Genomic DNA, 13,754 nt, shown 5'->3' with positions numbered 1-13,754 from the left:
GACAAAAAACTGTGGACGAGTGCAACCGTTCAATGGCATGGTGTGTCTTGTCCGTTGAGCCAACCGGCTCGGCAGAACCGGGCTCCCGTGCGGCCCCACGCCCCAGAACTGGGGGGTGGCGTGGATCGCCCCGGGAGTCCCCGAAACACATTGGGGAACTCATGCGCACCCGCGTATCCGCCGCCGTGGTGACCGGCGCCCTCGCCCTCACCGGCCTCGCCGTCCCGGCCGCGACCGCCGCTCCGGCCGCCGCGCCCGTGCCCGTCAAGATCACTGACGTCAAGGTGAACGGCGGCAAGGACGTGGTCGTGGGGACGACCGCGAAGAAGACCTTCACGATCACCTTCACGGCCAGCCACCCCGCGGGCATCGACCCCGACGCCCTGATCGTCCCGTGGCGCGGCAGCGACGTCGACGCCCCCGAAAGCCTCTTCCTGCCGGAGGAGTGGGGCGTCAACGCCGACGACTGCAAGAAGGTGACGGCGGCCCCGACCACCTCCAACTGCAAGGCGACGATCGTGGTCGACCCGACCTTCGACCTGGACAACAAGGACGCTGCCTCCTGGAAGACCGAGGTCAGCGTGTCGTCCAAGTACAGCGACTCGTACGACACCGCGTACTACGACTCCAACAACCTCAAGAGCTTCCGCTTCCAGCGGGCCGCCAAGCTCACCGCCAACGCCTCGCCCGAGCCGGTCACCCGCGGTGCCAACATCACCGTGACCGGTGCGCTCACCCGCGCCAACTGGGAGACCAGCAAGTACGCGGGCTACACCGCCCAGCCGGTGAAGCTCCAGTACAAGAAGACCGGTGCCACCACCTGGACCACCGTGAAGACGATCAACTCGGACTCGCGCGGCAACCTGAAGACGACCGTCAAGGCCACCGCCGACGGCTCGTACCGCTACAGCTTCGCGGGCACCTCGACCACCCCGGCGATCAACTCCTCCGCCGACGCCATCGACGTGCGCTGACGCACGACTGACGCACGACTGACGAGGGATTGACGCGCGACTGAGCGCGAGACCGACGGGGGCGCCGTCGCGGTACCGCCCCGGAGCACCGCTCCGGAGGACGGACCCACCGCGACGGCGCCCTCCGGCGTTCCCGGACCCGTTCCGGACGGTTCCGGAACCGTCCGGCCCTGGAACGTCCAGGCCCCGGCCCCCGAACCGGAACCGGAACCGTCCCGGACCGTTCCCTCTACAACCATCCGGCGTCGACGGCGGTCTGTTGGTGCGGAGTTCGGCGGAACGTCGCCGGACCCCCGTGACCGGCCGGACCGTCCACCGGGTGTCGCGCCCCGGCCGAGCGCCGTGGCGGCGCGGCGTCCGGCTCGGAGGGCACGGCCCCGACACCCGGGAAGAGTCCCCATGCGCATGCGTGCCCCCGTCGCCGTCGTCAGCGGCGCCCTGGCCCTCTCGGCCCTGACCGTTCCGTCCGCCCAGGCCGCCGGGGCCGACGGCGGCGGTCCGGCTCTGCCGGACGCCCCCGTCGCGTCCGCAGCGTCCGCCCTGGCCGCCGAGCGTCCGGGCAAGATCACCAAGGTCACCGTGAACGGCGGCAAGGACGTGGTGGTCGGTCTGACGAAGAAGCGGTTCGCCATCGAGGTGAAGGCACGTCACAACGGGGTGGCCGCCAAGGCCATGGCCTTCCCCTACCGGGGCAGCTTCGCCATGCTGGACCCCTTCCTCGCGCCCAGCTCCACGGGCCGCGAGCCCTGCTCCACCGGCAGGACGATCCTCACCTGCGCGTACTCCATCGACGTCGACCCCAAGACCGACCGGATCAACCCCGACCTCACCAACAAGGACGCGGGCGTCTGGAAGGTCTTCGCCCTGAGCGCCACGGACGAGGACGACCACCTCGACGAGGTGCCCCAGTACACGACCGTGAAGCTGAAGCGGGCGGCCGAGCTGACGGCCGACGCCTCGCCGGGGACGGTGCGACGGGGCGCGAACGTCACCGTCAAGGGCGATCTGACGCGGGCGGACTGGAACACCGTGAAGTACGGCGGTTTCGCGAGCGGCGCGGTGAAGCTCCAGTTCAAGAAGGCGGGCGGGACCTGGAAGACCGTGAAGACGGTCGCCGCCGACAGCCGGGGGAAGGTCAAGACGACCGTGAAGGCGTCCGCCGACGGCTCGTACCGCTTCACGTACGGCGGTTCCACCACGACCGGCGGGGCCAAGTCGGCCGCCGACCGCGTCGACGTGCGCTGAACCGACCCGGGGGAACGCGCTGACGGCAGACCCGGCGCACTCTCATCTCAGCGGCTGGCAAACCTGGTTGACGCATTTGCGCCACGGGAACCCGTGCAACCGTGGTGACGGGTGGGAGGTCTGGTGCTGTGGAGCCCCGGGCCCGGGGTTCCGTCTTCTCGACCGTCGGCCTCGTGAGCGCGCGCCCGGAACGACCGGGGGAGGGCGCGCGCCACGATCGGCCCTCAGTGACAGGACAACGTATGAAGACCCGTGCCTTCGTCGCACTGACCACCGGTGCTCTGGCGTTGACCGCCCTCTCCGTCCCGGCCGCGCACGCGGACGACCGGTCCGCGGCCCGTGTCTCCGCCGCCGGGGTGCTCGACCCGATCGTCAGCGACTTCAAGCTGAACGGTGGCAAGGACCTGGTGGTCGGCACCTCCGCGAAGAAGTTCACCGTCACCTTCACGGCGAAGCACCGCGACGGGGTGTACGACGCCCTGGTCGTTCCGTGGCGGGGCGGATCCTCCATCTGGGATGCGAAGAGGCGCCTGCTGCCCGATTTCTCAGAATCGGTCGAGCCTGCTCAGTGCACCCCGAAGGGCGGGACCACTGTCAAGTGCACGCAGAAGGTCATCGCTTACCCGAAGGGCTCAGAGCCCGTGAACGACCTGGACAACGCCAACGCGGGCCGGTGGAACGTGAGCGCCGCGCTGCTCGTTGACATGCGCGGGGGTGACGGGGGCCGCGAGTACGGTGACGACAAGTTCCGCACCGTCAGTGTGAAGCGGGCGGCGAAGCTGTCGACGCGGGTGGCGCCGGGCTCGGTGCGCCGGGGCGCGGACGTGACCGTCAAGGGCGATCTGACGCGCGCGAACTGGGACACCCACCGGTACGGGGGCTTCGCGAGCGGCGCGGGGAAGGTCGGCCTTCAGTTCAAGGAGGCGGGCGGCGTGTGGAAGACCGTGAAGACGGTCTCCGCCGACAGCCGGGGGAAGGTGAAGACGACCGTGAAGGCGTCCACCGACGGCTCGTACCGCTTCACGTACGCCGGTTCCGGGACGACGGGCGGGGCGAAGTCGGCCCCGGCGTCGGTCGACGTGCGCTGAGCCCGGACGGGCGCCCCCGCCGGGGGCGCCCACACGCGGACGGGACGACGTGACCGGTCGTCCCGCCGCGAGGAGAGGGCCGTCTTCCGGGAGCGGGGTTCTCGTACCCCGACCGGAAGACGGCCCCGACCCGGCCTGACCCGGCCGGAGGACCGCGTATCCGACCCGTCGGACGGAACACCGCGCGGTCCGGCCGGGGCCGGCCCTCGGAACACCCTGAACATGAGGAGCAGTTGACTTGATGCGTATGCGTGCTTCCGTCGCCGTGGTGAGCGGCGCGCTGGCCCTTTCCGCCCTCGCCGTCCCGGCCGCCCAGGCCGACGGCGACCGGCCGGAGACCATCTCGGAGGCGTTCCGACCGGTGACCGTGTCGGAGGCGTTCCAGCCGGTGACTGTCTCGGAGGCGTTCCGGGCGGCCGGTGACCGTGTGGGAGAGATCGGCAAGGTCACCGCGAACGGTGGCAAGGACGTGGTGATCGGCCTGTCGAAGAAGAAGATCACCGTCGATGTGATGTACAGGCCCGAGGGCGTGGACGTCCAGGCGTTCGTCAAGCTCTACCGGGGCGTCCTCAGCGACGGTGAGGCCCAGCCCGATTCCTCCATGTTCGCCTCCAGCTCCGACATCGTCAGCGCTACGAGGACGCACTACACCGACAGGACCGTCTTCGACGCCGACCCGAAGAACGACGGCTTCCACCCGAACCTCGCCAACAAGGACGCGGGTGTCTGGAAGGTCTATGTCTCGACGGGCCAGGAGCAGCAGGACATCCCCTACGACGAGAAGCTGGAGGCGGCGACCGTCAAGGTGAAGCGGGCGGCGAAGCTGACGGTGGACGCGGCTCCGGGCTCGGTGCGGCGGGGCGCGGACGTCGCCGTCAAGGGCGATCTGACGCGTGCGAACTGGGACACCAACGCGTACGGCGGTTTCCTGAGCAACTCGGTGAAGTTGCAGTTCAAGAAGCGTGGCGGTTCCTGGGCGACCGTGAAGACGGTTTCCGCTGACAGTCAGGGCAAGGTGAGCACGACGGTGAAGGCGTCCGTCGACGGTGAGTACCGCTTCACGTACGGCGGTTCCACCACGACCGGCGGGGCGACTTCGGCCGCCGACTTCGTCGACGTGCGCTGAGCCTGACGGGCGCCCCCGCCGGGGTGCCTTCGCAGGGTCGTACGGCGTTCCGTCGTTCGCCGTACGACCCCTGCGGCCCGCGCCCGCGTGCTTCCCGTAGCGGCAGATCGTCCACCCGCCGGACCCGCCGGACCCGCCGGACCCGCCGGACCGTCGCGTCCGTCGAGGGGCACCTGACCGGGCGGCGCACCCGGGCGGCGCACCCCGGGCGGGGCCGGTCCTTGAAACCTTCTGGAGATGAGTAATCCGATGCGTAGACGTGCTTCCGTCGCCTTGCTGAGCGGCGCCCTGGTCCTCTCCGCGCTGTCCGTCCCCGCGGCCCAGGCGGCCCAGTCCGATGTCGGGGCCGCCGGTGGGTCGCCCAGGATCAACAAGGTCACCGTCAACGGTGGCAAGGACGTGGTGGTCGGCCTCGCGAAGAAGAGGTTCGTCGTCGAACTGAACGCCTATCGCGGTCACGTCGCCAAGATCACAGGCCAGACCCAGGTCTACCGCGGCGCCATCAGGACACCGGACGCTTACCTGGGCTACACCCACTACACGGAGGATCCGTGCCACTGGTTGCCGGGCCTCACCTGCAAGGACCTCGTCGACGTCGATCCGAAGACCGATGGGGTCAACCGGAACCTGACCAACAAGGACGCGGGTGTCTGGAAGGTCTACGCCGCGCTCGTCGAGGACCAGCAGGACGGCGCCTACGACGAGAAGCTGGAGGCGGCCACGTTCAAGCTGAAGCGGGCGGCGAAGCTGACGGTGGACGTGGCTCCGGGCTCGGTGCGGCGCGGTGCCGACCTGACCGTCAAGGGCGATCTGACGCGCGCGAACTGGGACACCAACGCGTACGGCGGTTTCCTCAGTAACTCGGTGAAGTTGCAGTTCAAGAAGCGGGGCGGTTCCTGGGCGACCGTGAAGACGGTTTCCGCCGACAGCCGGGGCAAGGTGAGCACGACGGTGAAGGCGTCCGTCGACGGTGAGTACCGCTTCACGTACGGCGGTTCCACCACGACCGGCGGGGCGGCTTCGGCCGCCGACTTCGTCGACGTGCGCTGACACGTCGGACGGGGCCGCGCCGGACGCTCTCCGGGGCGGTCGGCGTGACATGACGACGGGGCGCTGCTCCGGGCGGGACCTTCACGGGACCTCTGCCCGCCCGGGGCGGCGCCCTTCCGCGTGCGAGGGCTCCCGTACGGGGTTCCTGTACGGGCTTCCCGTACGAAGGCTCCGCGTACGGGGCGTTCCGGGCGTAAGGTGTGATCCCCCTCACGGCCGGATGGTGCGGATCTTCCGTGACCGGTCGGAGAGGATGAGGCGTCTGTTCTCGTGGGGTCAGCCGACTCCACGATCGGCCGGGCGATCCGGTGAACGGCGTGCCCCGTGGACCATGGACCGGGGACGGCGCGTCGGGACCGGGTGCCGCTCCGGCAATCGAACCTGGGGATAGCTCTTGATACGCATGCGTGCCTCTGTCGCCGTCGTGAGCGGCGCTCTGGCCCTCTCCGCCCTGTCCGTTCCGTCGGCCCAGGCCGTGGGCGGCGGGTCGGACCTGCCGGACTCCTTCGCGGCGGCCGCCGCTCCCACCGGCAAGATCACCGGGGTCACCGTGAACGGTGGCAAGGACGTGATCATCGGTGTCTCCGCGAAGAAGTTCACCGTGAAGGTGGGCGCCTCCCACCCGCGCGGCGTCGACCACGTCGTCGCCGCGCTGTGGCAGGGGCGTGACATCGACACCACGGACGACGTGATCATCGGCATCGAGCCCGACACGTGCGCGCAGACCCGGACGACGGCCACCTGCACCTACACCTTCGAGGCCACTCCGAAGAAGCCCAGCCGCGACAAGCCGTGGCTGATCAACCTGGCGAACCGGCACGCGGGCACCTGGAAGGTCGCCGCCGTCGGGCTCAAGGACACTGCGAGCGAGGTCGATTCCGATGTCGTCGCGCTGGACGAGAACTACAAGACCGTCAAGGTGAAGCGGGCGGCGAAGCTGACCACGAACGCTTCGCCGGAGCCGGTGCGGCGGGGTGCGACCATCACCGTCAAGGGTGACCTGACGCGGGCCGACTGGGGCACCCTGAAGTACGGCGGCTTCGCGAGTGGTGCGGTGAAGCTCCAGTTCAAGAAGGCCGGGGGCACCTGGAAGACCGTGAAGACGGTCTCCGCCGACAGCCGGGGCAAGGTCAAGACCACGGTGAAGGCGTCGTCCGACGGCAGCTACCGCTTCACGTACGGCGGTTCCTCCACGACCGGTGGGGTCACCTCGGCCGCCGACCGGATCGACGTGCGCTGATCCGACGGGACGACGGGACGACGGGACGCGCCGAACGGTATCGGCGTGGCTGACGTGACGCGTTCACGGGGCGCCGCTCCGGGTGGGGACCTTGACGGGCTCCCACCGGGGGCGGCGCCCTTCCCGTTTCCGTCCCCTTCGTGCGGCTGTTGCGGGTGGTGTGACTGGGGACCGTGAAATAGATGAGTGCCGTGGTGCAACCTTTCGACGAGGGCGGAAGTCTCCTGTGTGGAGTCATCGGACTCCGTGACCTGCTGGACCGTCAGAGACCGCGCACCCCGTGAACCGGGGGGTGGTGCGCTGGACCGGGCGGACCGGCCACGGAATATCTGGGGAAGAGTTCTATGCGCATTCGTGCCTCTGTCGCCGTTGTGAGCGGCGCTCTGGCTCTTTCGGCCCTGTCCGTTCCGTCCGCCCAGGCCGCTGACGGGGTGCCGGGCCTTCCGGACTCCCTGTCGCCGTTCGCCACGGCTGCCGCGCCCGCCGCTCCCACCGGCAAGATCACCAAGGTCACCGTGAACGGTGGCAAGGACCTGGTGGTCGGCACCTCCAAGAAGAAGTTCACCGTCGAGGTCAGCGCCTCGAACCGCTCGGGCATCGACTTCGCCTTCGCCGCCCTGTGGCAGGGCCGGGACATCGGCAGCGCCGAGGACGTCCTCCTCCCTGACGTCCTCGACACCACGTGCCTCCCCAGCGGGTCGACGGTCACCTGCAAGCACACCTTCGTGGCCGACCCGAAGGCCGACGGCGTGGAACAGCTGAACCTGGCGAACCGGCACGCGGGCGTCTGGAACACCGTCGCCTCGGCCTTCAAGTTCCCGTCCGACCCGGACGCCGATCCCAAGATCGTCGCGCTGAACGAGAAGTTCAACACCGCCAAGATCAAGCGGGCGGCGAAGCTGACGGCGAACGCGTCGCCGGAGCCGGTGCGGCGGGGCGCGACCATCACCGTCAAGGGCGACCTGACGCGGGCCAGCTGGGACAACCACAAGTACAACGGCTTCGCGAGCGGCGCGGTGAAGCTCCAGTTCAAGAAGGCGGGCGGTTCCTGGGCGACGGTGAAGACGGTCGCGGCCGACAGCCAGGGCAAGGTGAAGACCACGGTGAAGGCGTCCGTCGACGGTGAGTACCGCTTCACCTACGGCGGTTCCTCCACCACCGGTGGGGTCACCTCGGCCGCCGACCGGATCGACGTGCGCTGACCTCCGACGGGACGCTGACGCGTTGAACGGCACCACACCGTAAGGGCCTCCGGCGCGGTCGATGTGGTGTCAAGGGCGCCGCCCCGGGAACGGGACCTCCCGGGGCGGCGCCCTTCTTCGTTCCCTCCCCCGCCCTGCCAGGCAGCCAGGGGAGGTGGTGCGGCTGAGGGCCGTGAAATAGGTGGGTGCCGTGGTGCAACCGTTTGGCGGGAGTGGATGTCTCCTGTGTGGAGTCATCGGACTCCATGACCTGCTGGACCGTCAGAGACCGCGCACCCCGTGAACCGGGGGGTGGTGCGCTGGACCGGGCGGACCGGCCACGGAATATCTGGGGAAGAGTTCTATGCGTATGCGTGCCTCTGTCGCCGTTGTGAGCGGCGCTCTGGCTCTTTCGGCCCTGACCGTTCCGTCCGCCCAGGCCGCTGACGGGGTGCCGGGCCTTCCGGACTCCCCGTCGGCGTTCTCCTCGGCCGCCGCCGCAGCTCCCGCGGAGCTGACGGGCAAGATCACCAAGGTCACCGTGAACGGTGGCAAGGACGTGGTGATCGGTACCGCTCAGAAGAAGTTCACCGTCGAGGTGAGCGCGTCCAACCCGACCGGCGTCGACTTCGCCGGTGCCATGCTGTGGCACGGGCCGGCCCTCGAAACGGCGAACGACTTCATCTCCGTCCACGACTTCGCCGGAGAAGAGCCGTGCAAGTACACGGCCACGACGGCCACTTGCAAGTTCGTCTTCCTGGCCAGCCCGAAGGCCGCTCCCGTGGAGGAGGAGCTGACGAACCTGGGGAACAAGCACGCGGGCACCTGGAACGTCGCCGCCTTCGCCGGCAAGGTCGTGGATGACCCCGCGAACCCGGACGGCCCCACCATCGAGCCCGTCGCGCTGAACGAGAAGTACAAGACGGTCAAGGTGAAGCGGGCGGCGAAGCTGACGGCGAACGCTTCGCCGGAGCCGGTGCGGCGTGGTGCGACCATCACCGTCAAGGGCGACCTGACGCGTGCCGACTGGGGCACCCTGAAGTACGGCGGCTTCGTGAGTGGTGCGGTGAAGCTCCAGTTCAAGAAGACGGGTGGCTCCTGGGCGACGGTGAAGACGGTCGCGGCCGACAGCCAGGGCAAGGTGAAGACCACGGTGAAGGCGTCCGTCGACGGTGAGTACCGCTTCACGTACGGCGGTTCCTCCACCACCGGTGGGGTCACCTCGGCCGCCGACCGGATCGACGTGCGCTGACCCCCGACGGGACGCGCTGAACGACGGGCCGCGCCGACGCGCCGACCCGGCGGGACGCGCCGAACGCCCTCGCGCCGGACGCCCGTCCGGCGCGGTGGGGACGGCTTGAGAAGTGACGGGGCGCTGCTCCGGGCGGGACCTTCACGGGACCTCTGCCCGCCCGGGGCGGCGCCCCTTCGCGTGCGGGGCCGCGCTCCCCGGGCCCGAGCGGTTGGAGTCGGCGCCCTCACGCCAGCACGGCCAGCACGGCCAAGGCGGCCAGCACGGCCAAGGCGGCCAGCACAGGCCAAGGCGGCCAGGACGGCCAGCGCACGGCGTACAACCTCCGTGCCCCACGGCGTGTCTAGAGCCGTGGAGTCCCGGGACCGATCCCGGTGACCCCGTCCCACGGCTCCGGTTCCGTGGACGCGCCCAGCGACTGGGGACGGCGCGCGTCCAGGGCCGGCCCACACGAACAGGAACAACGCATGATGAGAATCCGTGCCCTCGCCGCGCTCGCGACCGGCGCTCTCACCCTGACCGCCCTCGCCGTTCCCGCCGCGCACGCCGACGACCGGCCCGTCCGTCCGGCCGCCACGGGGGACCTCGACGGGGTGGTCACCGATTTCCAGGTGAACGAGGGTAAGCCCGTGGTGGCCGGCCTGCGGGGGAAGTCGGTCCGGTTCACGTTCACCGCGACCTTGCCCCAAGGGGTGACGGACAGTTCGGTGTCCCTGTGGCGGGGCCCGAGCCACAGCCAACCCGAGCGCATCATGCACGACAGCTACGAGGTTTCGGAGGACGAGGATTACCCCACCGACAGCAACTGCCGCAGCGTCAGCCAGACCACGGCCAAGTGCGTGGTCGAGGTGCCCGCGACCCCCTACGACCCGGACCGCCGGCACGCCCTCGACGACGCGCACGCGGGCCAGTGGAATGTGGCCCTCTCGGTGTCGCGCGACCAGGACGGCGGGGCGAGCGACACGTCGTACGGCACCGTCGACATCAAGCGCGCGGCACGGCTGTCGGCGGACGCGACGCCGGGGCCGGTGCGGCGGGGCGCGGACGTCACCGTGAAGGGCGCGCTGCTGCGGGTGAGCTGGGACAAGCAGTGGTACGCGGGGTTCGCGGCGGACCAGGTGAAGCTGCAGTTCAAGAAGCGGGGCGGCACCTGGAAGACGGTCAGGACGGTGGCGGCGGACAGCCGGGGCCGGGTGACGACCAAGGCGAAGGCGACGGTGGACGGTCACTACCGCTTCACGTACGGCGGTTCCGCCACGACCGGTGGCGCGACCTCGCCCGCCGACTTCGTCGACGTGCGCTGACCGGCGGAACGCGTCCGCCCCGACGGCCCGCGTGGCGGTTTCGCGTCGGAAAGCGGCGTGCAACCACCGTGCCCCCTCGCGGGTCTAGAAGCCGTGGAGCGGCGTGCGCGACGGTCGGCCCCGCGAACCACGAACCCGCAGGCCCACGGCCCACGAACCCACGGCCCACGAACCTGCGGACTCACAGCCCCGTAGATCCACAGACCCACAGACCCACAGACCCACGGACACCCACCACCCCACGGACGGACAGGACAACGTATGAGGACCCGAGCCTTCGTCGTGCTCGCGACCGGCGCCCTGACGCTGACCACCCTCGCGGTTCCCGCCGCGCACGCGGACGACCGGCCCGCCGATCCGTTCGCGGGGTCCGGCCCGGCGGCGCGGGAGGTGCGTCCCCTGGAGGACGAGATCGACCGCTTCGCGGTGAACGACGGCAAGGACCTGGTGGTCGGCCTCTCCCCGAAGGAGTTCACGGTCACCTTCACCGCCAAGCACCACAGCGGGATCAAGAGGGGCCTCGTGGCCCTGTGGCGGGGCGGCGCGGACGTCGAGTCGGCGGAGCGCGTCCTGGCGCCACAAGCGGCCGACGACGGGTCCATGCCGAACTTCTGCCGCAGCATCGTCCTGCGCTACTCCTCCTGCGCGGTCCCGCTCGTCGCCGATCCGAAGGGCGACATACCCGACGTCGACCTCAACAACGACTACGCGGGCCGCTGGAACGTGGCGGCGGCGCTGACCTACAACAACTCGGGCTACACCGCCATCGTCGACACCTTCGCCACCCACTACGTGAAGCGGGCGGCGAAGCTCACGGCGGACGCGTCGCCGGGACGGGTGCGGCGGGGTGCGAACGTCACGGTCGACGGCACCCTGACCCGGGCCGACTGGGACCGCGACCGGTACGTGGGCTTCGCGAGCGGGGCGGGCAAGGTGAAGCTCCAGTTCAAGAAGGCGGGCGGGACGTGGAAGACCGTGAAGACGGTCGCCGCCGACAGCGGGGGCAAGGTGAAGACCACGGTCAAGGCGTCCGCCGACGGCAGCTACCGCTTCACCTACGGCGGCTCCACCACGACCGGCACGGCCACCTCGTCCGGCGCCTCCGTCGACGTGCGCTGACGCACTGACGCGCACTGACATCCCGTCACCGCGTGCGCGCGGCGACACATGACCGGGTGCCCGACCGTGGCGCTTCCGGTGGGACGGCGGGGGAAACGGCCGACTCCGTCCGTCAGTACAACCGTGGGGAAGGGCGGACGGTCTGTTCCGGTGGAGTCGACGGACTCCGCGACCAGCCGGACGGGCGTCCGGCCGATGACGCACCGTGCCACGGGGGGACGGTGCGTCGACCCGGCCGAACGGTTCCGACTACGTGGGGAAGAAACCCTTGATGCGCATGCGTGCCCCGATCGCCGTCGTGAGCGGCGCTCTGGCCCTTTCGGCCCTGACCGCCCCGTCCGCCCAGGCCGCCGGGTCCGCCGACGCGGGGCAGCACCCGCCCGGCGCCCTCTCGGCGTTCGTGGCCTCTCCGACGACCGGCAAGCTCACCGGCATCGTCGTGAACGGCGGTGCGGACGTGGTGGTCGGCACCTCGGTGAAGAAGTTCTCCGTCGAGGTGGGAGCCTTCGACGAGGGCGGTGTCGAACGGGCCGCCGCCGCCCTGTACCAGGGCACCTACCTCACCGCGAAGGCGATGATCACCTCGTACGAGCCGCGCCCCGCCCCGTGCGAGCGCACCGCGACCTCGGCCACCTGCCGGTACGTCTTCGAGGCCCGTCCGAAGTCCCACTCCGGCAGCTCCCACCTGGACCTGAAGAACAAGCACGCCGGGGTCTGGAAGGTCGCCGGGGGCGGTTTCCGGAAGATCGACGGCCCCGGCCGGGTCGTCGCCGTCGCGGAGGACACCCACTACGGCGACGTCAACGTGAAGCGGGCGGCGAAGCTGACGGCGAACGCCTCGCCGGAGCCGGTGCGGCGGGGCGCGAACATCACCGTCGGCGGCACCCTGACCCGGGCCAACTGGGACACCCACCGCTACGACGGCTTCTCGGGCGGCACGGGGAAGGTGAAGCTCCAGTTCAAGAAGTCCGGCGGGACGTGGAAGACCGTGAAGACGGTCTCCGCCGACAGCCGGGGCAAGGTCAGGACCACGGTCAAGGCGTCCGCCGACGGCGCGTACCGCCTCACCTACGGCGGCACCACCACGACCGGCGCGGTGACCTCGCCCGCCGACACCGTCGACGTCCGCTGACGTCCGTTCGCGCGCGCTGACGTCCGTCACCGCGCGTACGAGGGCCGCCGGGTGGTCCGGCCCGGCGGCCCCGCCTCTCCGAACACGACCACGACCATCGGTCCCGCGGCCGTACGCCCTGGAAGCACGACGTACGGGGTGGCGCACGGCTCGCGGGGCCCGTACCGACAGGACACACCACATGAAGAGCCGTACCGCGGTCGCGCTGGTGACCGGTGCCCTCGCTCTGGGTGCCGTCGTGGTGCCCGCCGCCCACGCGGACGACCGGTCGTCCGCCCGGCCGGTGGCCGCCGCCCCGGAGGACGAACTGAAGATCACCGACTTCGTGCTGAACGGGGGCGAGAAGGAGACGGTGGTCGGCCTCCGGGCGAAGACCATCAAGGTCACGTTCACCGCGCAGTACCCGAAGGGGATCGACTACGTCACGGGGAGCCTGTGGCGGGGACCGAGTCCGGGCCAGGCCGAACGTCGGCTGCTCCCGTACTACACCGGTGGGGGCGGGGACGAAGGCGACCCCCAGACGTGCGTCTACGTCAGCCAGACCGAGGCGGACTGCACGCTGAACATCGTCGCCAACCCGAACGAGCGGGAATCCCGTTACGACCTCGACGACGCCAACGCGGGCCAGTGGAACCTGGAGCTCAACTTCACCGACTACGGCGAGCAGTGGGCCGGGCTCTTCCCCACCTACGCCACGCACTCCGTGAAGCGGGCGGCGCGGCTGTCGGCGGACGCGACGCCCGAGCCCGTGCGCCGGGGCGCCGACCTCACCGTGAAGGGCGCGCTGTCCCGGGTGAGCTGGGACAAGCAGTGGTACGCCGGGTTCGCTGCCGACCAGGTGGAACTCCAGTTCAAGAAGTCCGGCGGCACGTGGAAGACCGTGAAGACGGTCGCGGCGGACAGCCGTGGCCGGCTCAAGGCCACGGTCAAGGCGTCCGCCGACGGTCAGTACCGCTTCAGGTACGGCGGTTCCGCCACGACCGGCGCGGTGACCTCGCCCGCCGACACCGTCGACGTCCGCTGAGGTGTCGCGCGTCCGCGCC

12 protein-coding genes are annotated in these 13,754 nt (G+C 70.4%); all 12 read left to right on the top strand.

Annotated features, from left to right (window positions below; translation table 11 throughout):
- Positions 1 to 161: 161 nt before the first annotated feature.
- The 12 genes from ACVWNX_RS14145 to ACVWNX_RS14090 all read left to right on the top strand — a co-directional run bounded on the left by ACVWNX_RS14145 (position 162) and on the right by ACVWNX_RS14090 (position 13,735).
- On the top strand, positions 162 to 974 hold the full coding sequence (locus ACVWNX_RS14145) for a calcium-binding protein (protein WP_454414282.1): 813 nt from the start codon (positions 162 to 164) through the stop codon (positions 972 to 974).
- A gap of 399 nt (positions 975 to 1,373) precedes the next feature.
- Positions 1,374 to 2,219, top strand: coding sequence for a calcium-binding protein (locus ACVWNX_RS14140; RefSeq protein WP_454414281.1), 846 nt, complete (start codon positions 1,374 to 1,376; stop codon positions 2,217 to 2,219).
- Positions 2,220 to 2,461: 242 nt separating this feature from the next.
- Positions 2,462 to 3,307, top strand: coding sequence for a DUF5707 domain-containing protein (locus tag ACVWNX_RS14135; protein WP_454414280.1), 846 nt, complete (start codon positions 2,462 to 2,464; stop codon positions 3,305 to 3,307).
- Positions 3,308 to 3,548: 241 nt separating this feature from the next.
- On the top strand, positions 3,549 to 4,433 hold the full coding sequence (locus ACVWNX_RS14130) for a calcium-binding protein (RefSeq protein ID WP_454414279.1): 885 nt from the start codon (positions 3,549 to 3,551) through the stop codon (positions 4,431 to 4,433).
- 249 nt (positions 4,434 to 4,682) lie between these two features.
- Positions 4,683 to 5,483: a calcium-binding protein gene (locus ACVWNX_RS14125; RefSeq protein ID WP_454414278.1), complete on the top strand. Its 801-nt coding sequence runs from the start codon at positions 4,683 to 4,685 to the stop codon at positions 5,481 to 5,483.
- A gap of 403 nt (positions 5,484 to 5,886) precedes the next feature.
- Positions 5,887 to 6,723, top strand: coding sequence for a calcium-binding protein (locus tag ACVWNX_RS14120; RefSeq protein ID WP_454414277.1), 837 nt, complete (start codon positions 5,887 to 5,889; stop codon positions 6,721 to 6,723).
- A 371-nt stretch (positions 6,724 to 7,094) separates the two neighbouring features.
- A complete protein-coding gene (locus ACVWNX_RS14115; RefSeq protein ID WP_454414276.1) occupies positions 7,095 to 7,925 on the top strand; it encodes a calcium-binding protein in 831 nt (276 codons plus the stop codon).
- A gap of 370 nt (positions 7,926 to 8,295) precedes the next feature.
- Positions 8,296 to 9,156 carry a calcium-binding protein gene (locus ACVWNX_RS14110; protein ID WP_454414275.1) on the top strand — a complete coding sequence of 287 codons (861 nt, stop codon included), beginning with the start codon at positions 8,296 to 8,298 and terminating at the stop codon, positions 9,154 to 9,156.
- 467 nt (positions 9,157 to 9,623) lie between these two features.
- The gene (locus ACVWNX_RS14105; protein ID WP_454414274.1) at positions 9,624 to 10,460 is read left to right on the top strand and encodes a hypothetical protein; all 837 of its coding nucleotides are present in this window, start codon (positions 9,624 to 9,626) and stop codon (positions 10,458 to 10,460) included.
- 261 nt (positions 10,461 to 10,721) lie between these two features.
- Positions 10,722 to 11,579, top strand: coding sequence for a calcium-binding protein (locus ACVWNX_RS14100; protein WP_454414273.1), 858 nt, complete (start codon positions 10,722 to 10,724; stop codon positions 11,577 to 11,579).
- A gap of 271 nt (positions 11,580 to 11,850) precedes the next feature.
- Entirely contained in the window at positions 11,851 to 12,711 is an 861-nt protein-coding gene (locus ACVWNX_RS14095) for a calcium-binding protein (RefSeq protein WP_454414272.1), read from the top strand.
- A 181-nt stretch (positions 12,712 to 12,892) separates the two neighbouring features.
- A complete protein-coding gene (locus ACVWNX_RS14090) occupies positions 12,893 to 13,735 on the top strand; it encodes a calcium-binding protein (RefSeq protein WP_454414271.1) in 843 nt (280 codons plus the stop codon).
- Positions 13,736 to 13,754: the final 19 nt, after the last annotated feature.

This window comes from Streptomyces sp. JNUCC 64 (genome assembly GCF_054484115.1).
This window is presented reverse-complemented; position numbering and strand designations above follow the sequence as displayed.